This is a genomic window from Erysipelothrix sp. strain 2 (EsS2-7-Brazil) (assembly GCF_016617655.1).
Taxonomy (GTDB): Bacteria; Bacillota_I; Bacilli_A; order Erysipelotrichales; family Erysipelotrichaceae; genus Erysipelothrix; species Erysipelothrix piscisicarius.
The window spans coordinates 68,310-92,930 of sequence record NZ_SCFT01000004.1 but is presented as its reverse complement, the minus strand read 5'-3'; the positions used below and the strand labels follow the sequence as shown (position 1 = coordinate 92,930).

25 protein-coding genes are annotated in these 24,621 nt (G+C 38.6%); all 25 read left to right on the top strand.

Features of this window, described 5'->3' with window-relative positions; translation table 11 throughout:
• Window positions 1-46 precede the first annotated feature (46 nt).
• The 25 genes from EPJ90_RS03155 to fni all read left to right on the top strand — a co-directional run bounded on the left by EPJ90_RS03155 (window position 47) and on the right by fni (window position 24,620).
• Complete coding sequence (locus EPJ90_RS03155; RefSeq protein WP_244660372.1) at window positions 47-1,600, top strand: S41 family peptidase; 1,554 nt, start codon at window positions 47-49, stop codon at window positions 1,598-1,600.
• A complete protein-coding gene (gene uvrB / locus EPJ90_RS03150; protein ID WP_200542563.1) occupies window positions 1,590-3,581 on the top strand; it encodes an excinuclease ABC subunit UvrB in 1,992 nt (663 codons plus the stop codon). The genes EPJ90_RS03155 and uvrB overlap by 11 nt, the downstream gene beginning before the upstream one ends.
• A gap of 160 nt (window positions 3,582-3,741) precedes the next feature.
• Window positions 3,742-4,590: an aminoglycoside 6-adenylyltransferase gene (locus EPJ90_RS03145; protein WP_125164013.1), complete on the top strand. Its 849-nt coding sequence runs from the start codon at window positions 3,742-3,744 to the stop codon at window positions 4,588-4,590.
• A 54-nt stretch (window positions 4,591-4,644) separates the two neighbouring features.
• On the top strand, window positions 4,645-7,470 hold the full coding sequence (uvrA, locus tag EPJ90_RS03140; RefSeq protein ID WP_200542562.1) for an excinuclease ABC subunit UvrA: 2,826 nt from the start codon (window positions 4,645-4,647) through the stop codon (window positions 7,468-7,470).
• Window positions 7,471-7,473: 3 nt separating this feature from the next.
• Window positions 7,474-8,427 carry an HPr(Ser) kinase/phosphatase gene (hprK, locus tag EPJ90_RS03135; RefSeq protein ID WP_125164015.1) on the top strand — a complete coding sequence of 318 codons (954 nt, stop codon included), beginning with the start codon at window positions 7,474-7,476 and terminating at the stop codon, window positions 8,425-8,427.
• Window positions 8,420-9,880, top strand: a complete 1,461-nt coding sequence (gene lgt, locus EPJ90_RS03130; protein WP_200542561.1) for a prolipoprotein diacylglyceryl transferase — start codon at window positions 8,420-8,422, stop codon at window positions 9,878-9,880. Before hprK ends, lgt begins: the two co-directional genes overlap by 8 nt.
• Window positions 9,859-10,794: an NAD(P)/FAD-dependent oxidoreductase gene (locus EPJ90_RS03125; protein WP_200542560.1), complete on the top strand. Its 936-nt coding sequence runs from the start codon at window positions 9,859-9,861 to the stop codon at window positions 10,792-10,794. Before lgt ends, EPJ90_RS03125 begins: the two co-directional genes overlap by 22 nt.
• Before the next feature lie 38 nt (window positions 10,795-10,832).
• Window positions 10,833-11,693 carry an RNase adapter RapZ gene (gene rapZ, locus EPJ90_RS03120; RefSeq protein WP_161636780.1) on the top strand — a complete coding sequence of 287 codons (861 nt, stop codon included), beginning with the start codon at window positions 10,833-10,835 and terminating at the stop codon, window positions 11,691-11,693.
• Window positions 11,693-12,652 carry a gluconeogenesis factor YvcK family protein gene (locus EPJ90_RS03115; protein ID WP_200542559.1) on the top strand — a complete coding sequence of 320 codons (960 nt, stop codon included), beginning with the start codon at window positions 11,693-11,695 and terminating at the stop codon, window positions 12,650-12,652. The genes rapZ and EPJ90_RS03115 overlap by 1 nt, the downstream gene beginning before the upstream one ends.
• The gene (gene whiA, locus EPJ90_RS03110) at window positions 12,631-13,578 is read left to right on the top strand and encodes a DNA-binding protein WhiA (RefSeq protein WP_161636778.1); all 948 of its coding nucleotides are present in this window, start codon (window positions 12,631-12,633) and stop codon (window positions 13,576-13,578) included. Before EPJ90_RS03115 ends, whiA begins: the two co-directional genes overlap by 22 nt.
• Window positions 13,578-14,105: a GNAT family N-acetyltransferase gene (locus EPJ90_RS03105; protein ID WP_125164901.1), complete on the top strand. Its 528-nt coding sequence runs from the start codon at window positions 13,578-13,580 to the stop codon at window positions 14,103-14,105. Before whiA ends, EPJ90_RS03105 begins: the two co-directional genes overlap by 1 nt.
• 74 nt (window positions 14,106-14,179) lie before the next feature.
• Complete coding sequence (locus EPJ90_RS03100) at window positions 14,180-14,452, top strand: hypothetical protein (RefSeq protein ID WP_125164021.1); 273 nt, start codon at window positions 14,180-14,182, stop codon at window positions 14,450-14,452.
• A gap of 22 nt (window positions 14,453-14,474) precedes the next feature.
• Complete coding sequence (locus EPJ90_RS03095) at window positions 14,475-15,386, top strand: hypothetical protein (protein ID WP_161636777.1); 912 nt, start codon at window positions 14,475-14,477, stop codon at window positions 15,384-15,386.
• Window positions 15,387-15,466: 80 nt separating this feature from the next.
• A complete protein-coding gene (gene gap / locus EPJ90_RS03090; RefSeq protein WP_125164023.1) occupies window positions 15,467-16,471 on the top strand; it encodes a type I glyceraldehyde-3-phosphate dehydrogenase in 1,005 nt (334 codons plus the stop codon).
• Window positions 16,472-16,585: 114 nt separating this feature from the next.
• Window positions 16,586-17,923 carry a cysteine--tRNA ligase gene (cysS, locus tag EPJ90_RS03085; RefSeq protein ID WP_200542558.1) on the top strand — a complete coding sequence of 446 codons (1,338 nt, stop codon included), beginning with the start codon at window positions 16,586-16,588 and terminating at the stop codon, window positions 17,921-17,923.
• Between the two features lies 1 nt (window position 17,924).
• On the top strand, window positions 17,925-18,299 hold the full coding sequence (locus tag EPJ90_RS03080; protein ID WP_161636775.1) for a Mini-ribonuclease 3: 375 nt from the start codon (window positions 17,925-17,927) through the stop codon (window positions 18,297-18,299).
• The gene (gene rlmB, locus EPJ90_RS03075; protein WP_161636774.1) at window positions 18,299-19,009 is read left to right on the top strand and encodes a 23S rRNA (guanosine(2251)-2'-O)-methyltransferase RlmB; all 711 of its coding nucleotides are present in this window, start codon (window positions 18,299-18,301) and stop codon (window positions 19,007-19,009) included. Before EPJ90_RS03080 ends, rlmB begins: the two co-directional genes overlap by 1 nt.
• 20 nt (window positions 19,010-19,029) lie before the next feature.
• Window positions 19,030-19,641: a sigma-70 family RNA polymerase sigma factor gene (locus EPJ90_RS03070; RefSeq protein ID WP_161636773.1), complete on the top strand. Its 612-nt coding sequence runs from the start codon at window positions 19,030-19,032 to the stop codon at window positions 19,639-19,641.
• A 61-nt stretch (window positions 19,642-19,702) separates the two neighbouring features.
• On the top strand, window positions 19,703-19,861 hold the full coding sequence (rpmG, locus tag EPJ90_RS03065) for a 50S ribosomal protein L33 (protein WP_083913023.1): 159 nt from the start codon (window positions 19,703-19,705) through the stop codon (window positions 19,859-19,861).
• A gap of 12 nt (window positions 19,862-19,873) precedes the next feature.
• The gene (gene secE / locus EPJ90_RS03060; RefSeq protein WP_125164028.1) at window positions 19,874-20,056 is read left to right on the top strand and encodes a preprotein translocase subunit SecE; all 183 of its coding nucleotides are present in this window, start codon (window positions 19,874-19,876) and stop codon (window positions 20,054-20,056) included.
• A gap of 1 nt (window position 20,057) precedes the next feature.
• Window positions 20,058-20,594: a transcription termination/antitermination protein NusG gene (gene nusG / locus EPJ90_RS03055; protein ID WP_125164029.1), complete on the top strand. Its 537-nt coding sequence runs from the start codon at window positions 20,058-20,060 to the stop codon at window positions 20,592-20,594.
• Window positions 20,595-20,715: 121 nt separating this feature from the next.
• On the top strand, window positions 20,716-21,663 hold the full coding sequence (mvk, locus tag EPJ90_RS03050; protein ID WP_161636772.1) for a mevalonate kinase: 948 nt from the start codon (window positions 20,716-20,718) through the stop codon (window positions 21,661-21,663).
• Window positions 21,656-22,606 carry a diphosphomevalonate decarboxylase gene (mvaD, locus tag EPJ90_RS03045; protein WP_161636771.1) on the top strand — a complete coding sequence of 317 codons (951 nt, stop codon included), beginning with the start codon at window positions 21,656-21,658 and terminating at the stop codon, window positions 22,604-22,606. Before mvk ends, mvaD begins: the two co-directional genes overlap by 8 nt.
• Window positions 22,593-23,627: a phosphomevalonate kinase gene (locus EPJ90_RS03040; protein ID WP_161636770.1), complete on the top strand. Its 1,035-nt coding sequence runs from the start codon at window positions 22,593-22,595 to the stop codon at window positions 23,625-23,627. Before mvaD ends, EPJ90_RS03040 begins: the two co-directional genes overlap by 14 nt.
• Window positions 23,628-24,620, top strand: a complete 993-nt coding sequence (gene fni, locus EPJ90_RS03035) for a type 2 isopentenyl-diphosphate Delta-isomerase (protein ID WP_125164032.1) — start codon at window positions 23,628-23,630, stop codon at window positions 24,618-24,620. It begins immediately after the preceding gene.
• Window position 24,621 lies beyond the last annotated feature (1 nt).

Sequence of the window (24,621 nt, the reverse complement as noted above, 5' to 3'; positions counted from 1 at the left end):
TATTCCCTTATGCTAGGATTATATTAGATTACTTTTACCATAGTCTATGTTAACGCTTAAGGCTGAGTCTATGGTAAACTATAACCATATTGAGGTGATTTCATTGAAAGATAAAAATAAAAAAGTAAGTATAAAACTCGAACGTCATCGATGGCCTGATGAAATAGCAAAAGACCAACAGAAACGACGCAAGGCTTTTAAAATCGTAATCGTGATTATTGTTGCATTTTTACTTGGTACTCAATTTAATAAAATTTCAAGCTTTGCGGGAGGGCCAACAGAAGCTCATGCTGGCGTAGAGCGTTTTGATCGTGTTTACCGTGATTTGCTTGCAAGTTGGTATTTTAAAACGGATATGGATCATCCGGAATCAGAAATGATTGATAATGCGATAAAAGGGATGCTTGAAAAAAACGGAGATCAACATACTTCGTACATGACTCAAGAAGAAATGAATAATTTAAATGAGTCGATAAACATGAATTTTGATGGTATTGGTGTCCAATATTACGCAGGAAATGGTGCGAATATCATTACTCGTGTATTTAAGGGATCCCCAGCGGAAGGTGCTGGCCTTTTAGCGGGTGATGTCCTTTCTAAAGTTGATGGTGTTGAAATTAAAACCGTAGATCGTGAAAAAATTCAAGAATTAATCATGGGAAAGGAAGGCACTTCAGTTAAAGTTGAAGTCTTACGTGATCAAAAACCGATCGAGTTTGATATTAAACGTGGAAAGATTAACGCACTGGTTTGGGGCGAGATTCGTGATGGCGTGGGTTATATCGAAATATCCTCATTTGGTAAAAATCTTGCGGATGCAACGAAGCTTTATCTTGATGAATTTCTGGAGCAAGGCATCGATAAACTCGTAATTGATTTACGCGATAATGGCGGCGGATACTTGCAAGCTATCGAGGACATTGCACGAATTTTCTTTGATAATGATGAAATTGTCTATAAAGAAGACTTTATGAACCATTCTGAGAAGGTGTATAAAGTGACAGATAGTGAGAAAAATCAGTACCCATTCAAAAATATTGCAGTACTTATTAACGAAAAATCTGCAAGTGCTTCGGAAGTACTGACACTAGCACTCCAAGAAAATCGTGGCGTTCAAGTTGTTGGGGTTAATTCATATGGAAAAGGGACAGTTCAAACACAACATGAATATCCTGATAAGAGTGCTTTAAAAGTAACAATTGCGAAGTGGAATTCACCAAAAGGAAATAATATTCACGGTACGGGTATTAAACCGGATGTGGAAGTGAAGTTACCGGCAATTTTCTATACCAATTTTGTCGTGTTAGACGATTCTAAGGAAATACACGTTGATGCAGTGCATGAAGCGGTTGTGTATACTCAAAATGCGCTCAAATTTTTAGGATACCACAATGGCCGTACGGATGGCTATTATGATATCCAAACATCAGAAGCCTTAATGAAATATAAAGCCAATCTTAATCTAACGATAAATGATACGATTGATCATAGCGTTCAAGAGCAGTTGTACAGTTCGGTTGTTTCAGAGTGGTCAAGTAACCGTAATGCTCGAGATGTCCAGTTACAAAAAGCAATTGAGGTTGTGAAAAATGGCAAATAAAGAGGAACATAAATTTGAACTTGTTTCCAAATTCGAACCGAAAGGGGACCAAATTAAAGCAATTGGTGCACTTACAGATGGAATTTTAGAAGGTAAAAAAGAACAAGTTCTTTTAGGGGCAACTGGAACGGGTAAAACCTTTACAGTAAGTCAAGTTATTGCGAAGTTAAACAGACCAACCCTTGTTTTTGTACATAACAAGACACTTGCTGGGCAACTTTATTCAGAGTTCAAAGAATTTTTTCCAAATAACCGGGTTGAATACTTCGTTTCAAACTTTGATTATTATCAGCCAGAAGCTTACTTACCCGGCTCAGATACTTATATCGAAAAAAGTTCAATGATTAATCAAGAATTGGATATGCTGCGACACGCTGCACAAAACTCGGTATTACAACGTCGTGACACAATCATTGTCGCATCCGTGGCGAGTATTTATGCAACTGCGGATCCAAGTTACTATAAAGAAATGCTTTACGTAATGCGCGTTGGACAAGAAATTTCGCGGGAAGATTTGATGCGTGATCTTGTGAAGCGTCAGTACATTCGTAATGATATTGAACAAAGTGTCGGAACATTTAGGGTTCGTGGTGATGTGATTGAAGTCGTTCGCGGTGATCGTGACGATATCGTGGTTCGCGTTGAATTTTTTGGCGATGAAATTGATCGAATCGTGGAAGTCGATCGCATTACCGGGAATGTTCGTGAAGGTTATTTAGTCTACGATATCTTTCCGGCAAATCAGTATGCTCGAGATATGGATCAAATTCGTCCTGCAGCCGACCGGATTGAAGCAGAGTTGCAGGAACGTCTTGCTTATTTTGAATCTGAGAATAAACTGGTTGAATACCAACGCCTCAAACAACGGACTGAATATGATCTTGAGGCATTACGGGAATTTGGGATGTGCTCGGGTGTTGAAAACTACTCCATGCATATTGATGGTCGAGATCCAAATCAACGTCCTTATACATTATTCGATTATTTCCCTGATGATTATTTATTTGTTGTGGATGAGTCTCATGTGTCATTACCGCAAGTTCGAGGGATGTACAACGGTGATCAGTCCCGTAAACGCACACTTGTGGAATATGGATTCCGCTTGCCGAGTGCCATGAACAACCGTCCAATGACATTTGAGGAATTCACAAGTGTTCAAAAACAAACGATATATGTTTCTGCGACACCTGGCGATTATGAACTTGAAAAAGTGAATCATGAGGTTGTTGAACAAATTATTCGACCAACTGGACTTCTAGATCCGACAATTGAAATTAAAAAAAGTCAGGGACAGGTGGATGATTTAATTGACCAAATTCTCGAACGTCGAGAGCGTGATGAACGTGTCCTGATCACGACACTTACGGTGAAGATGGCTCAAGATTTAACGAATTATCTTCTTGAAACGGGTATTAAAGTCGCATACCTTCATCATGAAACCAAGACTTTGGAACGTATTGAAATATTAAGAGATTTACGCTTAGGAAAATACGATGTCGTTGTTGGGATTAACCTCTTAAGAGAAGGGTTAGACCTTCCTGAGGTAAGTCTTATTGCGATTCTTGATGCCGATAAAGAAGGATTCCTAAGATCCTATCGATCACTTGTTCAGATTGTAGGGCGTGCAGCTCGAAATTCAAACGGTCATGTTATTATGTACGCAGATAAAATAACGGATTCCATGAAAAAAACAATTGACGAAACGAGACGAAGACGCGATATCCAAATTGCGTATAACGAAAAACATGGCATTACTCCGAAAACCATTAAAAAAGAAATTCGTGATGTAATTGCAGGGAAAGAAACCGCTGAATTGACACATTGTATCCGCAATAATAAAGGAAAACGTAAAGATAAAAAAGCTGTGGATGAACTTATCCAAAAACTCGAGAAAGAAATGCGAGAAGCTGCGGCACTTCTTGATTTTGAGAGAGCAGCTCAACTTCGTGATATTGTTATGGAGATGAAAGCAAGCTTGTAGACCAAGGAAACTTGGTCTTTTTTTGTAGTTTTTGTGCACTCATGCGATAATAGAATTAAATGAAGAGAATGTTGATTTGTTTGAAATCAAATATTGGAACGAAGTAATGTGATAGGGTTTCTTAAAAATGGTAATTATTTATTACCAGAGGAGGCGTGCTATGCGAACTGAAACTGAAATTATGACTGTAATTTTGGAAGAAGCGGAATCAAGTCCACAGATTCGAATTGTTGCGATGAATGGTTCACGGGTAAATAAAAATATCGAAAAAGATGCAATGCAAGATTATGATATTGCATACATAGTCGATGACATCGAATATTATAAAAATCATCAATCATGGTTGGAACCTTTTGGAAAGATATTGATGATGCAAAGACCCGATGATTTTACGCTGTTTGGGCAAACACAGTCTCGAGACTATCATTACTTGGTTCAGTTTGAAGACGGGATTCGTATCGACTTCACATTTGTATCCATCGAGAATCTTGAAGATTATCTTCAGGAAGATCATCTAGTATCCATCATTTTGGATAAGGATTCCATTATATCCGGTGTCCTTCCTGCAAGTGATCAAGATTATTGGGTTCGTAAGCCAAGTGAGCAAAGTTACCGTGACTGTATTAATGAGATGTTGTGGTTATCCTTTTATGTCGTTAAAGGTATCAAGCGCCATGAGCCAATTTACGCAATGGACCACCTTGCATTGATGCGCGGAATGTTGCTTCAAATGATTACGTGGCAAGTTGGATTTGAAACAGAATTTTCCTTGAGTGTTGGGAAGAATTATAAACATCTTGATCGATATATTAGTTCGAGTATGTGGGAAAAGCTACTTTCAACGTATAACTTAAGTTCAAAAGAGCAGTGTGTCATTGTGTTGGAGTCCATGCTTACAATCTTCTCGGTAGTTGCTGATCGCGTAGGAGATTATGGAACTTTTGTATATGATCGTCATGAATACCATGATGTTTCAACTTATGTCTTAAATCAGATTAACGGTGAGTAAAGCGGTATTGTGGAGTTAAGAAACATGTTATAATTTGTTCAGTAGGTGAGAGATATGGAAAACAATAAAATTGTCATTAAAGGTGCAAAAGAGAATAATCTAAAAAATATTAGCCTTGAGATTCCAAGAGATAAACTTGTAATTATGACGGGCCTTTCTGGGTCTGGTAAAACGAGTTTAGCGTTTGATACGATTTATGCTGAAGGACAGCGTCGTTATGTCGAGTCACTCAGTTCGTATGCACGTCAGTTCTTAGGAAATATGGAAAAGCCGGATGTTGAGTTAATTGAAGGACTTTCTCCATCGATTGCAATTGATCAAAAAACAACAAGTAATAATCCTCGTTCCACTGTTGGAACAGTAACGGAGATTTATGATTACTTGCGTCTTTTGTATGCTCGAGTGGGTATCCCTTATTGCCCTACGCATAATATCGAAATTACGTCTCAGACGATTAAACAGATGGTTGATCGCATTATGATGCTTGAAGATAAAACACGTCTTGAAATCTTGGCGCCGGTTGTGAAAGCACAAAAGGGAGAACATCGCGATTTACTGGATCATCTTCGTAAAGAAGGTTATGTCCGTGCGTACATTGATGGTGCTTTAGTTATGTTGGATGAAGAAGTCGCACTTGAAAAGAATAATCGTCATGATATCGACGTTGTCATTGACCGAATTGTTAAGAAGGAAGACAGCCGTTATCGATTGAGTGATTCATTAGAGACTGCCTTAAAATTGAGTAATGGAGTTGTACTCGTGAAAAATGGCGAGGAGAATATGGTGTTTTCAAGTAATTTTGCGTGCCCGGAGTGTGGATTCAGCATTGCATCCATCGAACCACGTCTTTTTTCTTTCAACTCACCCATGGGTGCATGTCACAACTGTAATGGTTTAGGCATGACGCAATCAGTAGATCTTGAGTTCTTAATTCCTGATCCGACTTTGTCGATTTCTGAAGGTGGGATTCGATACTATAAAAATATTGTGAATTCACAAAATATCGAGTGGCAGACATTTGAGCATCTCATTCAATTTGCGAAAGTTGATATTGATAAACCCATTAATAAATTAACGAAAAAACAAATGGATATTTTACTCTACGGAAGTGTTGTGCCCGTAAAATATGTTATTGAATCGCGTTCGGGAAATAGTTTTCACCGTAACGAACCCATCGAAGGGGTTGTAAGTTTAATTGAGCGACGTCATCGCGATACGACATCTTCATCATCGCGAGAATGGTATGGTTCGTTTATGGGTGAAGCTGTCTGTTCAGAGTGCCATGGTGCACGTCTGAATCAGGAAGCCTTAAGCGTGCGCGTAGGCGGATTAAACATTAGTCAATTTACTGAACAATCGATTGGTGATGCACTGCATTTTATGGATCATTTAGAACTCGATGAGATGAAAGCAAATATTGCTGAGCTTGTGATTAAAGAAATTGTCTCACGTCTAACATTCCTTAAGGATGTAGGACTAGAGTACTTAACGTTAGACCGTATTGCAGGAAGTCTTTCAGGTGGAGAATCTCAACGAATTCGTCTTGCCACCCAGATTGGGTCGTGCCTTACGGGCGTGCTCTATGTTTTAGATGAACCCTCAATTGGTCTACATCAACGTGATAATGCGCGTCTTATTGAGACGCTAAAGAACATGCGTGATCTAGGGAATACCTTGATTGTTGTGGAACATGATGAGGAGACGATGGAAGCTGCGGACTGGATCGTGGATATCGGACCGGGAGCGGGCGCACTGGGTGGAGAAGTTATTGCGAATGGCCCCCTAGAATCGATTTTAAAAAACGAAAATTCAATTACCGGTCAGTATCTAAGTGGTAAACGAAGAATTCCTACACCTCAAAAACGCCGTAAAGGCAATAAAAAGAAAATCGAAATTATGGGTGCGGAAGAAAATAACTTAAAAGGAATTAATGTTAAGTTTCCACTTGGAACATTTATCGCAGTTACAGGTGTAAGTGGTAGTGGTAAGTCGTCACTTGTTAATGAGGTCTTAAGCAAAACCGTTTATCATGCGCTTGGAAAACAACGTGTAAAACCTGGTAAACATAAAAAAATTAAAGGTCTCGATAATATTGATAAATTAATTACAATTGATCAAAATCCAATTGGACGTACACCACGTTCTAACCCTGCAACCTATACAGGGGTATTTGATGATATTCGTGACTTGTTTGCGAAAACACCTGAGGCCAAAATGCGCGGTTATGATAAAGGAAGATTCTCCTTTAATGTTGCCGGTGGCCGTTGTGAGATGTGTAAAGGGGATGGAGTCAAACGGATTTCGATGCACTTTTTACCGGATGTATTTGTTAAATGTAGTGAATGTGATGGTAAGCGCTATAACGATGAGACACTCCAAGTTCATTATAAAGAAAAAACAATTTTTGATATTCTTGATATGAGTATCGATGAGGCGACGGAATTCTTTGCACCGATTTCGAAAATTCGAAAAGGACTTGAAACGTTGCAGGATGTCGGACTGGGTTATATTAAACTGGGTCAATCAGCAACCACTTTATCCGGAGGGGAAGCACAGCGTGTTAAACTTGCGAGTGAGCTTCAAAGACCTTCTACTGGGAAGACGATGTTTGTTCTTGATGAACCGACAACAGGTTTACACAGTTATGATGTGGAAAAACTAACGGGAGTATTACAACGTATTGTGGATAATGGTGATACCGTAGTTGTGATTGAACATAACCTTGATGTTATTAAAAATGCGGATTATGTTATTGACCTTGGTCCAGAAGGCGGTGAAGGAGGTGGAACACTTGTTGCTTGTGGTACACCTGAAGACATTTGCCAAGTCGAAGACAGCTATACTGGACATTATCTTAAAGGGGTCTTAGAAAAGGGGTAGTTTATGGAAGAAAGAGTTTCATGCAGTGTAAAAACACTCGTACATCATTTTGGATTTGAACAAGTGGCGGGAGACCGAGAATCGTTAAAACGACGAATTACTCTTCCGAATACAAACAGACCTGGCTTGGAATTAACGGGGTTTTATGCACATGCAGAACCAAAACGTGTAGTCATAATTGGGAATAAAGAATCCTCATTTATCAAAACATTGGATGAGTCCGAACAGGCCGAACGATTTGATACAATCTTGAATGAAGAAACACCGTTCGCGTTAATTACAGGTGGCAATCCATGTCCGCCAACCCTTCGTAATGTTGCGAACAAAAAGAATTTCCCCGTGTTTGTTACAGACCGACCAAGTTCAGATATCATGGTGGAAATCGTTACGTTTTTAGATGAGGTCTTGGCACCGACAGGAAATGTTCATGGTGTTTTAATGAACGTTTTTGGAAAAGGTGTACTTATTATTGGTGAGAGTGGTATGGGTAAAAGTGAAGTCGCACTTGAATTGGTCTTACGTGGTCATGCGTTAATTGCCGATGATCGTGTAGATATTACCCGTGTTAAAAATAAAATAATGGGAACAGCCCCCGAGTTATTACGTGGAATGCTCGAAATTCGTGGAATTGGAATTATCGATGTCAGCCAGATGTTTGGGGTCCGCTCATATCTGGAACAAGAAGAAATTAACTTTGTAATTGAGTTTACAAAATGGGATGACAACCAGCAATACCTTAGAGCCGGTATTGAAGAACAACTGCCTTATGAGGCATTGGGACTAAAAATACCGCACCTTGTATTCCCGGTGAAAGAAGGTCGTAATATGTCAGTACTCGTTGAATCCGCTGTACGTGATCATATGCTTAAACAACGAGGAATTAATAGCGCAGAACTTTTTGATGAGCGCGTAATGGATTTTATTAAACGTCAAGCAAAGGAGCAAGTTGATGATTAAGTTTTTTCCAAATACTCAAACATTCGTTCAAATTGGACCTGTAAATATTGCGTGGTATGCAATACTGATAATGTCTGGTGCATTTCTAGCGTATTCTATAAGTCAACGAAATTTACTCAAAGTAGGTTATAAAAAAGAGGATATCGAAGATTTATTCATGGGTTCGCTCATTGCGGGTTTTCTGGGCGCGCGTCTTTGGTATGTTTTGTTTTTTGAATTTAAGACATACCTTTCTCAACCTTTACGCATCTTTGCAATCCATGAAGGTGGACTTGCGATTCAAGGGGGTTTAATTGCAGGGGTGGCATTTGGCTATTGGTTTACAAAGCGCCGACGTCTAAATTTTATTCAATGGGCAGATCTCATTATTCCAAATATTCTCCTTGCACAAGCTATCGGTCGATGGGGGAATTTTATGAACAAGGAAGCTTATGGACGTGTTGTTCAAGAAAGCTTCTATAATCATTTTCCAATTTGGTTTAAAGATATGATGTATATTGATGGAGCATTCCGTCAACCAACATTCCTCTATGAGAGTGTTGCAAATATTATTGGATGGATTCTGATTGTATTTGTACTCAAACGATTCAGTAAGATTAAGCGCGGCGACTTAACTTTCGCATATATGATGTGGTATGGAGCAACCCGCTTTATCATTGAGGGATTTCGATCAGACAGTTTAATGTTTGGTCCAATTCGAGTTGCACAATTTATTTCAATTATTTTTGTAGTACTTGGTGTGGCTGGATACATGGGACTTTTTAAGAAATACCTTAAACGTCAGAAACCAATTATTCTATTTGATTTTGATGGAACCATTGCGAATACACAAGCGTGCATTTTGGAGACGTTCCGTCGCGTGTTTGAAACATACAAGCCTGAGTATAAACTCAGCGAACAAGAAATGAAATCCTTTTTAGGACCAACACTTCATGATACGTTTAGTAACTATTTTGAAGAAGCTGACATTGAGGCAATAATCCAAGAATACCGTCGGATCAATCATGAGCTGCATGACGCTTATGTTGTTCCTATGGAACATGCGATTCCATTATTGGAAGATCTTAAAAATGATGGATATCGTATGGGTGTTGTTTCAAATAAAATCACATCGACACTTGAACTTGGGATGGAAGTAACGGGTATCAACCCTGAACTTTTTGAAGTGGTATTAGGATGTGATCAATTTGAACCCGTAAAACCCGATCCTGCGGGCATCGATAAAGCACTCGAGTTGATGCATGCAGATCGTGGACAATTAATTTATGTTGGAGATACTGCTTCAGATATTCTCGCAGGACAGCGGGCAGGTTCATTTACTATCGGATACGTATTTGATAAAATACGTGAGAAGGATTTAGAAGAAAGTAAACCGAATCGTATGATTTCGGATTTAATGGAAATCAAAGAAATATTGAAGGAGGATCATGAATGGACAATAACTATGATGTAGTCATCATTGGAGCAGGTCCAGCAGGTTTGACGGCAGCGGTTTATGCAGGACGCGCTGGCTTGAAAACAGCAATGTTGGAATCGGAAGCCCCAGGTGGAAAAATGATTAAGACGGACTTAGTCCAAAACTATCCCGGTGTGGATAATATTGCGGGGGTCGATTTATCGATGAAAATGTTTGAGCACTCGACCGCTTATGGAACAGAATACCTTTACGGGAATGTCAATGGCATTGTTGATGAAGGGGATTATAAAGTAATCAAAACTGAAGATGGATCGGAGTACCGTGCTCATGTTGTCATCGTTGCAACGGGGACAAATGAACGTACTTTAGGATTTGAAAAAGATGACGCACTCTTAGGTCACGGTCTATCTTATTGTGCAGTGTGTGACGGTGCATTCTTTAGAGATAAAAAAGTTGTTGTTATTGGTGGGGGGAATTCAGCCCTTGAAGAAGCTGTCTATTTAACCCAGTTTGCAAGTGAAGTTAATCTTGTAATTCGTAGAGATGTCTTCCGAGGTGATGATTCAGCACAACGCCAAGTATTTAGCAACGATAAAATTAATGTAATTAAAAAACATATTCCCGTTGATTATATCGATAGCGATGGGAAATTAACAGGGATGAAATTTGAACATGTTGAAACAGGAGAACCACTAGTAATTGAAACAGATGGTGTCTTCCCTTACATTGGGGCGATTCCAGCAACAGGGTTCCTAAAAGATTTAAATGTTTTAGATAATGAAGGTTATTTAATTGTTAATAATCAACTTGAAACTGAAATTCCAGGCATCTTTGGAGCCGGTGATGTTATTCAAAAACATTTACGTCAAATTGTTACTGCAACAAGTGATGGTGCAATTGCAGCACAAAATGCATTTCACTATATACAAGATCTTAAATCTAAGGCATAGCCTTAGATTTTTGTTATAATTGGGGTAAGAGGTGGAACATGGAAAAACAAAAAGTAGTTTTAGTCACAGGTCTATCAGGTGCAGGGAAAACAAGCGCCATGGCTGTTTTAGAAGACATGGGGTACCATTGTATTGATCGTTTTCCAGTATTTATGATTGAAGATCTTGTACGAGATATTGAGGCGATGAAAGATGGGACTTACAGCAATCTTGCGTTAAGTGTGAATGCTGCAGATTTCGATGTTTTCTATCGTACATTCAAGAACTCAGAGTGTGAGTTGATTGTCTTGTTTTTAGATGCGAGTAAAGAACAACTTCTGCTACGCTATAAGTATAATCGACGCAATCATCCATTAATTGTTGCGAATCTGGCAAATGGGCTTGAAGAGGCCATTGATGCGGAAATCGAACAGTTTTCAAATATTAAGTCACGCGCATCGATTATCATCGATACAACATTTTTAACACAACAAAATCTAACATCACGCATTAAGCGGTTCTTTAAAATAGAGGGAAATCAATCCTTATCCCTAAGCTTTATTTCGTTTGGTTATCGTAAAGGTCTTCCAATGGATGCAGACCTTGTTTTCGATGTGCGATTCTTAAACAATCCATATTGGGAAGAATCTCTGCGATCTATGACGGGGAATGATAAACCAGTCTTTGACTACGTAATCAACGATGAAAAAACACAAGAATTTTTAAAATATCTAACACACTTTTTAGATTACGCATTTGAACGTTATATCGAAGAGTCAAAGCACTTGTTAACTGTTGCAATTGGTTGTACAGGTGGTCAACATCGATCTGTTTCGATTGTGAATTGGCTCTATGAAAATTATGACAAACAATATAATACCTTAAAAGACCACCGTGATATGCCCGAGGATAAAGAGTAATGAAGGTCGCGGTAGTTGGTGGTGGAAAAGGGCAATCTGCGTTATTAAGAGGTTTAAAACATATAGAATCACTGGAGTTAAGTGCGATTGTTACGGTGGCTGATGATGGTGGTAGTACTGGGCGATTGCGAGAAGATTTTAATGTTCCAGCTATGGGTGATATTCGAAATGTGATGCTTGCTTTAGCGGAGTCGGAAAATTTGCTGTCGCAAATTATGAACTATCGTTTTAGTAAAGATTCAAGGTCAACCCTTGCAGGTCATAATCTTGGGAACTTAATCCTTACGGCACTTACAGATACCACTGGCGATTTTATGGACGCGGTTGCATCGGTTTCAAAAGTTTTAAATGTGATGGGTGACATTATTCCTTCATCCGAAGAAACCATTACATTATGTGCACGGATGGAAGATGGAACGATTGTCCGCGGAGAATCGAATATTCCAAAATATGCGAACTCAATTGACTGTGTTTACTACGATGAGCCGGTACATGCAACAGATCAGGCGATTCAAGCCATTCTTGAAGCGGATGTGATCTTATTAGGTGTTGGTTCGTTGTATACCTCAATTCTTCCAAATATCATCATTCCAGAAATAAAAGAAGCACTGCAAAAAAGTAATGGGAAGATTGTGTATTATTGCAATGCAATGAGTCAGCCCGGAGAAACAAATGGCTATAGTGGGGAAGATCATGTGAATGCAATTGTAAAACATATCGAAAAACCTGTCGATCTTGTTGTACGTTGTGTTGATGAAATTCCTTCTGATGTAATTCAAAACTACGAAAATGAAGATTCTCATCCAATTTACTTTAGAAGTTCGGTTCATACGTATACCGTTGTAGACCAAAACTTATTGAATTTTGAGAATGGAAAAATCCGTCATGATCATGATCGTGTGCGTGAGGGATTCTATGAAATACTGGAGGTGATTGGATGTCCTTTAGCAGTGAAGTAAAACATGAAATATCCACAAATATTTATCACGAGTGTTGTGAACGTGCATTCTTATCGGCATTCTTACAAATCAATTCAAATTTGATTATTGCGAATAAGCGCATGCAAATTCAAATTGAGATTGAAAATGCAGCAATTGCGAAACGATTGTTTTCACTTCTTAAAGAACGTTACCAGGTCGAAATTGACTTGACGGTTGTTAAAAAACAAAAATTAAAGAAAAATAATGTCTATGTTCTCCGTGTTATGGATCGCGGTATGGAAATCTTGGAAGATTTGGGAATTTATTCGTCGAAAGGCATGCGAAGCACACCATATAGCGTAATTACACTTAAAGAATGCTGTGCGCGTGCTTATCTTGCGGGTGCATTTCTGGCAAGTGGAAGCATTAATGCGCCAACAACTGCAAATTATCATATGGAAATAACGTGTGAAGGCGAGGAACTTGCGCGTTATCTACAAAAACTACTCAATCGTTTTGACATCACCGCTAAAATAACAACCCGCCGCAATCGTCAAGTTGTTTATGTTAAGGCAGCAGACCAAATTGCGGATTTCTTAAAAATAACAGGCGCTCATGTTAATACTTTGGAATTTGAAGATATCCGCATTCAGCGCGATTTTAAAAACTCCTTAACACGACTTGATAATTGCGAAGTTGCAAATGAGGTCAAAACCATTAAAGCCGGAAGTCAACAATTGGATGCAATTTACAAACTTATTGAACATAATCGTTACAATCAACTTGAAGCGCGATTAATTCAAGTGGGTGATTTACGCATGAATCATCCTGAAGCAAGTTTAAACGAGCTTATTGAATACTATGAAGAAGAACATAATGCAACCATTAGTAAATCAGGTTTACAACACCGTTTTAAAAAAATAATTGAATTAGCAGATAAATTAGACCAAGAGGTAGCATCTTGATGCATTATGAAGGTGTAAAATTTAACTTGAGAGAAGCTCGTGATGATGATGCACACGAACTTTTCCAGATAATGTGTGATGAACGTGTTACGAAATATTATGGAATGGGTCGCTTTGAAGATCATGACGAGGCATTAAAGGAAATCCATCGCTTTAAAGAATCTGAGACCAGCTTTGATGGGTTTCGTTGGGTTATTTCAGATAAAAATGACTGTTATATCGGCGATGTAGGGTGTTATAACTATGATCTGGATTTTAACTGCATTGAAGTCAGTTTTAAACTCAAATATGAATATTGGAATCAAGGAATTCTTTCGGAAGCATTACAATACGCAATTGATTATGCGTTCAATTTCAAATACTATAATCGACTCCAAGTAAAAGTTTGTCCTGAAAATCAAGGATGCATTCGACTCTTGGATAAAACAGGATTTAAGTATGAGGGGACGTTGAGGCAAGCGGAGTATGAAGCGGGACGCTATATCGATATATGTATCTATTCGCTACTTCAAACCGACATTATGTGATGATTAGTGAACCGCGCTAAAAGTGGTATTGACATTTTTTTTCGTGTTATAATTATTAAAAGGCGGTATTTATTATGGGTTCTATTATTTCGTTTTTAATTTTATTCTTTATAACAATGATTATTATCAAGATTTTACCCCAATTATTGGGTATTGTCGTCATCATTTGGGTTATTAGTACGATTGTACGTGTAATCCAAGAAGTGCGTCGTCCTCGAGGATCTTCTCGAGATTTTTATGGGAGTCAAAGTTCGCATACAGATCAATCGTATTCGGATAATCATAACGGCGATGTTATCGATGTAGAATATACAACACGTGATGTCACAGATCAAGAAAATAAATAGTGATTAAGGGAGGGGATGCTTGATGATCTCGAAAGCAGTTATTGCAGATAAAAAACAATTAAATCTATTGTGGAAAGATGCGTTTCCAAACCTCAATCGCGGTGCAGTCGATGCGTATTTTAATAATTTTTATCATGAAGATCAATGTTATGTATCCAAAAATGATTATGACGAGATTTTGGCTGCAATCCAAGTTCATGATAAAGTCCTATCGTTACATGATAAAAATATTAAAGCTTCCTATCTCGTTGGGAGTTTTATAAGACCGAATGTCTTGGTTCAAACGATGACGACACTGATTGAAACAATCTTAGAAGATGTTTCAAAGACAGATATCATTACATTGTGTCACACAGATCATCCGGAATGGTTTGAACCATTTGGATTTGAGACAGTTGTGGAAAACTATATTTATACAATCCCAGCAATTTCACTTCCTGCATTAGGAATGGAAGGGATTGTTAGAGATCCAAGCCCAGAAAGTCTGTTAGAAGTATATCGACGATTCACAAGTCATTTCACTGCGAATTTTGTACGGGACGAAGTTTATTTTGGAAAACTCAAAAAAACAATGCGAGAACAAAACGGCCAAATTATTGGACTTCAAGAAAATGGCGTTTTAATTGCCTATGCAATTGTTACAAATGGGCCTCATTCGGTAGAAGTGTTAGAGTGCTGTTATGATAAGAGTGGTTCTTTAGTACGCCTTCTTGCCTTTGTCTCGCGCTCTGTTCAAGATGTTCGTCTTCATGCTTCAATTTCGGAGCGACTGGATAAAATATTTACGGAGGCTCAGCGTGTAAAGGCACCTTTTCTTATTGCGCGTGTTAATGATAAAGAATTATTTGAACGATTGTATCATATAAAAATTATCAGTGCGTATTCGGCATTTCATGCCTTTGGGAAGCCACTGTTTAATAGGGATTTTTTATAGATTGTTAGTTGGCTCACAATTGACAATTGGTTGAGATGGTATATAATAAGAATGTCAATTATAAGGAGGATATAGACACTATGACAGTTAAAGTAGCAATTAACGGTTTCGGCCGTATTGGTCGTTTAGCAACACGTTTATTAACAGGTTCAAAAGACATGGAAATCGTGGCAATCAACGACTTAACAGATGCAGCAACATTAGCTCATTTATTAAAATATGATTCAGCACAAGGACGTTTCGAACATGATATCGAAGTTAAAGACGGAGCTTTCGTAATCGACGGACACGAAATCAAAGTTTTAAGCGAACGCGATCCTAAAAACTTACCTTGGAAAGAACTTGGTGTTGACGTAGTTATCGAATGTACAGGTTTCTTCACAACAGAAGAAAAAGCTGGCATGCACTTAGAAGCAGGAGCACGTAAAGTTATTATCTCAGCTCCAGCAACAGGCGACATCAAAACAGTTGTTTACAACACAAACCATGAAATTCTTGACGGTAGCGAAACAGTTATCTCAGGTGCTTCATGTACAACAAACTGCTTAGCTCCAATGGCTGCAGTATTAAATGACAAGTATGGTATTATTTCAGGAACAATGACAACAATCCATGCTTACACAAACGATCAAAACACATTAGATGGTCCTCATCCTAAAGGTGACTTACGTCGTGGACGTGCAGCTGCACAAAGCATTATCCCTAACTCAACAGGAGCAGCTAAAGCAATCGGTTTAGTAATTCCTGAGTTACAAGGTAAATTAGATGGTGGAGCACACCGTGTTCCTGTAATCACTGGTTCAATCACTGAATTAGTAGCAGTAGTTGAAAAAGCAACAACAGTTGAAGAAGTAAACGCAGCTATGAAAGCAGCAACTAACGAATCATTCGGTTACACTGAAGAACAACTTGTTTCAACAGACATCATTGGTATGAGCTACGGTTCATTATTTGATGCAACACAAACTAAAGTTTCATCAATCGGTGGTGTAAACTTAGTTAAAGTTGCTTCATGGTATGACAACGAAGCATCATACACAAACCAATTAGTACGTACAGCACATTACGTTGCTTCAAAATTCTAATTGATTCAATTATGATCTTGAAAGCTATCCATTTGGATAGCTTTTTTTATATTTGAAGTGTGCCTAAATAAAGACGATTTATGATATACTTATTGCAAAGGTTTGGAGGCTATTATGAAGTTATATAATTCGAAATCAAATTCGCTTGAAGAGTTTACACCGATTGAGGAAGGGAAGGTATCCATGTATGTCTGTGGACCAACTGTTTACAACTATGCACATATAGGAAATGCACGCCCAATCGTCGTATTTGACTTATTGCGACGCGTTCTAACGGCACTTGGGTATGATGTTAAACTTGTATCGAATTACACGGATGTTGATGATAAAATCATTAAGAAAGCGTTAGAAGAAGGTGTTGATGAATCGGTTATTTCAAATCGTTATATTGAGGCCTATGAAAAAGTTCGTAAAGGACTTCATGCAGATTACGTTCAAGCAACTCCAAAAGTAACAAGTACGATGCCAGAGATTATTGCGTTTATTCAGGACTTAATTGATCATGGTTATGCGTATGCATCCAATGGAGATGTTTATTTTCGTGTGTCTAAAGCAAAAGAATACGGCTCCATTTCTTCACAAAATATTGATGAATTGATGGTAGGTGCACGAATTGAGGAAAACAGCAGCAAAGAAAACCCTCTTGATTTTGTATTGTGGAAAGATACAAAGGATAATGGCATTAAGTGGGATGCACCATGGGGTAAAGGAAGACCGGGTTGGCATACTGAGTGTGTTGTTATGATTGGTAATGAATTTAAACAAGAGGTTATCGATATTCATGGCGGTGGTCAAGATTTAAAATTCCCGCATCACGAAAATGAATCAGCACAATGCCGTGCACTCCATAATCATGATCTTGCGAATTATTGGATTCATAATGCGATGCTAAATATTGATGGTGAAAAAATGAGTAAGTCAATCGGTAATGTTATGTGGGCCCAAGAGTTTATTGATAAATTGGGTGAAAATGCTACACGGTGGTTGCTTATGTCGACACATTATCGTCTCACATTAAATATTACGGAAGAACTTATTGAACAAACTCAGAAAGAACTTGATCGTATCTTCCAAGGACTAAACAAAGCATATATTGAACTTGAAAAGATGGAATATCATATTGGCCCACAATTTGATGATGTACGCTATCATCAATTTATGGACGCCATGGCGGATGATTTAAATGTCGCGAATGCGAATGTTGTCCTGTTTGACACCGTGAAACAATTAAATGCTGCAGTGCGCCAACGTGAAATTAATGGTGAAGAGGTATCTAAATATATTGTGACTGTGGAGAAAATGTTGGATGTTCTTGGTATTGCTTATTCAAGAATTGTCCTTGATGACAAATCTAGAGCGCTGTTTAAGCAATGGAATGATGCTAAAGCACGCAAAGATTTTGAAGACGCAGACCGCTATCGTAGCGAACTCATGGAACGAGGATTATTATAATATGATGCATTCAGGAAATGTATTGGCTTTTGTGGGTGATGCGGTTTTATCCCTTCAAGTGAGGCAATATCTGGTAGAACAAGGAATTACGAAAACAAAGCAATTACAAGAAACTTCGGTTAAGTTTGTGAGTGCCATGGCACAAGCCGATTACATGAAGACATTACTGGATGGTAATGCACTTTCTGAGGAAGAGATGGGTATCTACAAACGAGGCCGAAATGCCAAAAGTGCATCAATGGCTAAAAATGCGGATGTTATGTCGTATCGTATTGCGACGGGATTTGAAGCATTGTGGGGATATCTTTATATGGAAGGTCATCATGAACGTTTGGACACGCTTTGGAAAGAATATATAGAAACGGTGGAAATATAATGTCGAATTACATTTTTGGGAAAAATACGGTCACTGCATATTTAAAAAGTGGGCAGAAACCAAAGAATTTATATTTATTCAATAAAGGAAATTATCAAGAAATTGTGACGCTTGCGAAAGAACACGGAATTAGACCGCAATTTGTCGATAAATTTCGATTGGATAAAATGGCTGATGGTGTGCACCAAGGTGTCGTGATAGAAATTCAAGACTACAAATATTACTCACTTCAAGAAATTATTCAAGGCGCTCAAAACAATTTAATCGTGCTCTGTGATCAACTTGAAGATCCACATAATCTGGGTGCAATTTTAAGAACGTGTGATGCATGTGGTGTAGATGGAGTGGTAGTTGGAAAACATCGAAGTGTTGGCTTAACATCAACGGTTGCGAAAGTTTCTACAGGTGCAATTAATACGGTAAAGGTAGCGGAAGTTACAAATATGGTTAAAGCTATCGCAGAACTTAAAGAAGCGGGCTATTGGGTAGTAGCTGCTGAGAATGCGGTGGAAGCAGTTGATTATACTGAATTTAATGTTGATATGCCACTTGTATTGATTGTGGGTTCTGAGGGTAAAGGAATTTCACGTCTTGTAAAGAAAGAGTGCGATATATTAACAACGATTCCAATGCAGGGAAGCGTCAATTCACTAAATGTATCCGTCGCAACGGGTGTTTTGCTCTTTGATATAGTACGTCGCCGAAAATAATGCAGTATGGGGGGATTTGCATGATAAGCGATTTTGAGTATCTTTATATGATTCGCCAGAACAGTGAAGATGCATTGGATATTGTAATGGGGAAGTTCAAGCGTTTGCTTTGGAAAAGAGCATATGAACTTTATACTCAACAAAAGCCTATCGGGATTAATATCGAAGATTTGTTTCAAGAAGGATTTTTAGGGTTTTATGATGCCATTTATACCTTCAAAGAAATAAAAGATGTAGGATTTGCATATTATGTAAATCTCTGCGTAATCTCCACGATGCGAACCGCACTACGAAAATGTCGATCACAATCATACAAACTTTTGGATAGTAAATGGTCGTTGGATCTCTTTGTGACAGAAGATAAATCTGTTTATCTTGCTGATATGATTGAAACGCAAGATCTCACCAGTGATCCGGTTGTGGTTGCACATTATCATGATGCACGTCGCATTGAACGCAAAGTACTTGAAACGATCCCTGAAAAAGAGCGGATAATCTATACAATGCGGGAAGAGGGATTTGGATATCGTGAGATTGCAGATCGGTTTAATATTTCACCGAAAAATGTGGATAATATCATCCAAAAAGTGAGGCGTCGTCTTGTAGCAATGCGCGATGTTTCCCACATGTGAGTTCATTGACACCCCACTGTGATTGTGATAAAGTTAGGGAGCACGAAAGTGGGGTTTTTTAATGACAAATAAAAGAGAAAAAGTAATCTTGGTATGTACTGAATGCCTTTCACGTAACTACTCTACTTTTCGAAATCATTCAAGTGTTACGGAACGACTTGAGATAAAAAAATTTTGTAAACGATGTGGAAGACACACATTACATAGAGAGACAAAATAGGAGGTAAATGCTATGGCTTGGTTTAGTTTTGCTGGAATTAAAGAAGAAATCCATAAAATCAAATGGCCTACTCGTAAGGAAATGACACGAAACACAACAATCGTTTTATCCTTTGTTCTGTTTTTTGTAGCTTACTTTTTACTAACAGAAGTTGTGTTAGTAGCAGCATTGAAATTGATTGGAATTGGTGGATAAGATGGAAGAAAAAAAATGGTATGTTGTTAACACCTATTCAGGACATGAAAACCGTGTTAAAGAAAACTTAGAACGACGCGTAGAATCAATGGGTATCGAAGATGCTTTATTTAGAATTCTTGTAGCCGAAGAAAAAGAAATTGAATATAAGAATGGTAAAAAAGTCGAAAAACTTCGTAACTTATTCCCAGGTTATTTATTTGTAGAAATGATTATGACGGATGAAGCGTGGTATATCGTTCGTAATACTCCTGGTGTTACAGGATTTATCGGTTCATCAGGTGGTGGTGCAAAGCCATTCCCAGTTTCAGATGAAGAGATTGAATCAATTTTAAGACGCATGGGTATGAGTGATCAAAAACTTATCGTTAATTTCAAGGAAGGCGATACAGTTCGTATTCTTTCGGGACCATTTGCAGGGATCGAAGGAACTGTTGATAGTATGAATGATGATTCTCAAACAGCAATGATTCTTACGATTTTATTTGGTCGTGAGACACCTACTGAGATTTCATATACAGATATCGAAGCATTATAATAATTACAAGCGGGCTATGCTCGCTTTTTTTATGCACAATTATATGAATTCGTGTGAATTGGAAAATCTTAAGATTTATGATGTATAATATAGATGCTATTTATGTTTGGAAGGTGTTTATATGAGTCTATATGGAATTGGGTCTGCGACCGGAAAAATTATTCTAATGGGTGAACATTCAGTTGTTTACGGTAAACCAGCGATTGCGTTGCCTTTCGCATCCGCACGTATTGAGACAAGAGTGGATTTCCATCAAGAAGAAACCACGATTGATTGTCTTTATTATCAAGGGGCCTTGTCAAGTGCGCCTTCAGTTATTGCGGGTATCAAAGAATTAATCACACTAACATTAAAATTTATGAATAAAGAGAATTATGGTCTTCATATTTCAATTGTATCAACATTACCACCACAACGTGGATTGGGCTCGAGTGCCGCAGTTTCAGTATCCGTTGTTCGTGGTCTTTTTGATGCGTTTAAAATGCACTTATCAGACGAAAACTTAAATTATTTGGTGTCAGTAGCCGAGCGCATCCACCATACGAATCCTAGTGGCCTTGATGCAAATACAATCGCTATGGGAAAACCCGTTTTCTTTGAACGGGGTAAATTGGGTGAAGTTATTGAAGTGGATATGGATGCGGTCCTCGTTGTTGCAGATACTGGCGATTCCGGTCAAACCCGTCTTGCCGTTTCAGAAGTGAATGCAATGCTTAAGGATAATCCAGAGTATGTGGAATCGTTGATGAACAAACTTGCAGATTTGACCAATGAAACCCGTATTCACCTTCAAACAAAAAATGTGGGGGAAGTGGGTAATTGTATGAATCGTGCCCATGAGGTTTTAAAAACAATTCGCGTAAGTAATGATAAATTAGATCTCCTAACAACCATCGCCATTCAAGAGGGGGCATTGGGCGCAAAGTTAACGGGATCAGGAAAAGGTGGCTGTATGATTGCACTTTGTGCCAACGAAGAGGATTCAATGCATGTATCACAAAAATTAAAAGAAGCGGGTGCGGTAGATACATGGTCTTATAATTTAAATGGTAAACAAATTCATGACTAAAACGATTCGTGCTCATACCAACATTGCCCTCATTAAGTATTGGGGAAAGAAGGATAATGAATTAAAAATACCGCACAATTCCAGTCTTTCTATGACATTAGATCAGTTTTACACCGATACATGGGTTGAATATGATGCCACATTAACTGAGGATATTTTTATCCTTGATGGTTATGAGGTGGAAGGTAAGGAAAAAGATCGCGTTGTTTGGTATATGAATGAGCTTAGGAAACGATATCCGTTACCTTATTTTGCTCGCATTCATTCTACCAATTTTGTCCCCAAAGCAGCAGGCTTAGCCTCATCAGCATCTGCATTCGCTGCGCTTGCGAAAGCAGCAACGCTTAACCTTGATTTATCCGATGAAGAAGTGTCTCGCTGTGCGCGATTGGGTTCGGGAAGTGCATCGCGTTCAATCTACGGTGGATTTGTGAAATGGAATCGCGGCTCAAATGATTTGGACAGTTTTGCGGAGCCTATAATCATGAAGCCTTGGCCAGAATTTAGAATGATTGTCTGCATTCTTAATGATCAAGAAAAACCGTTTTTAAGCAGCCAAGCGATGAACACAACTGTCGAAGAATCGGTTTATTACCCAGCGTGGGTAGAACAGACAGAAAAAGACATCATAAATTTAGAATCGGCACTGAAAGAACACGATATCTGGACTGTTGGTGCGATTGCGCAACAAAATGCTTTACGAATGCACGCATCGTTAATGGCAGTAAATATGTGGTATTTTGAGCCGCAAACGGTCGAAATTATGAATAAAGTGCGTAAAATCCAAAAGACAGTACCTGCTTTCTTTACCATGGATGCTGGTCCTAATGTGAAAATCATGACAACCTCTGAACATGTGGAAACGGTTCTCGCTGAGTTAGAGGGTGTTAAAACGGTAGTTTGCGCGCCGGGAGTGGGGGTATCGGTTTATGATTCACGTTAAATTTCCTGGGAAACTGTTTTTAATGGGGGAATATGCAATTATGGAACCAGGTCAAAAAGCGGTCATTGCAGCCATTGATCGGTTTTTAAATGTTTACATAGAGGCCGCCGAGCAATTTGAAGTAAACAGTCGCTATGGTCAACTTCAAGGTACTGAGATATTTATGCAGAATGGAACGTTGACTCATGTGAAGGCAGCAATTGAAATTTCAAGACGCTATTTGAAATTTAGAAAAATAACAATGACCCCTTTCAAAATGCATATTGAGAGTGAGTTGGATTCGGAAAATGAGCAAAAATATGGATTTGGATCGAGTGGTGTTGTACTAGCGGCAGTGATTGATGCTATTTTGAGACTTCATGAGGTAGAGCTGGAGTCGTTAGAACTTTTTAAACTCTCGGTGATGGCCCAAGTAATTGTTGGTGAGATCAGCTCGGGTGGTGATTTGGCTTCCACATGTTTTGGCGGCACACTAGTTTATCAGCGTTATGATGAGTCATGGCTTATTGTTGCGGATATGTGTAATATGAACCTTGTCCATTCAACATGGCCAGGATTGCTGATTGAACCTTTACCATCAACCAACCTAAATCTATGTGTTGGATGGACGGGAACTGTAAATCAAACCTCGCCTTTTGTCGACGCAGTACGAGAATTAAAAAGTAGTAATCCAGCCTATTATGCATCCTTTCTCGAGGAAGCGAATCTTCGAGTCAATCAGTTTATTGATGCTTGGAAAGACCATGATTTTATATTGGTTTCTCAAGCCATTGATCACTATAGAATGTTGATGGCCGAATTAGGGAATCGTGCATCGATCAATATTGAGACAAATGTCTTAACGAAGCTGATTGAATCCGCGCACAATATCGGTTTACCTGCGAAGATATCCGGTTCTGGTGGTGGTGATTGTGGATTCGCATTAATATCTGAAAACTTTAATGAAAAAGCGAACACTTTAGTACATGAATGGGAAAAACATGGTATTCTATATCTAGATGTAGGAGTGTATAAAACGTAAATGAGATCAAAAAGAAAAGACGAACATGTAGCACTTGCGTTAAAGCAAAATGTGTATCAATCTGATTTTGATACCGTACGGATTGTTCACCAAAGTTTACCAAATATCAATTTGAGTGAAGTAGATCCTTCCATTCAATTTTTAGGTCAGACGATGAAGTATCCAATTTATATTAATGCAATGACAGGTGGTAGTGAAAAAACTGAAATGTTGAATCGAAACCTAGCGAGAATTGCTCGTGTTTTTGGTTTGCCGATGGCAGTTGGTTCACAACATGCTGCGCTTGATGATAAGACCCTTGAATCATCGTATCGAGTTGTACGTGATGAAAATCCTACAGGATTTATTATTGGGAATGTAGGGGCGAATGCAACTGTGGATGAGGCGAAGCGCGCAATCGCGATGATTGATGCGAATGCACTAGGTATCCACATCAATGTTGCGCAAGAAATTGCGATGGACGAAGGTGATCGCGACTTTGCTCACTGGCTTGAAAATATAACCCAAATTGTTGCTTCGGTGGATGTTCCAGTTATTGTTAAAGAAGTGGGATTTGGTATGAGTGCAAAGACCGTTGCTCAGCTCTATGATTGTGGTGTGCGTCATGTAGATTTAAGTGGTCGTGGGGGTACGAACTTCGTTTGGATTGAAAATGAACGCTCACAAGGCAAACGTTATAACTATCTATCAGATTGGGGTATTACGACCGTCGAGTCACTTATGATGACTAAATCATATCAAGAGAAATGCGATATATTCGCATCAGGTGGGGTGCAAAATCCACTTGATGCCCTGAAGTGTTTAATACTCGGTGCAAAAGCAGTTGGGATTTCAGGATATTTCCTCAAGGTAGCACATTTAGAGTCAGAAGCGATGCTGAATGAAGTTTCCATGTTTTTGGAAGACTTTAAAAAGCTAATGGTTTTAGTTGGGGCTAAAACGATTGAATCGTTAAAGAATGTTGATTATACAGTCCATGGGAAGGAGGTGTAGT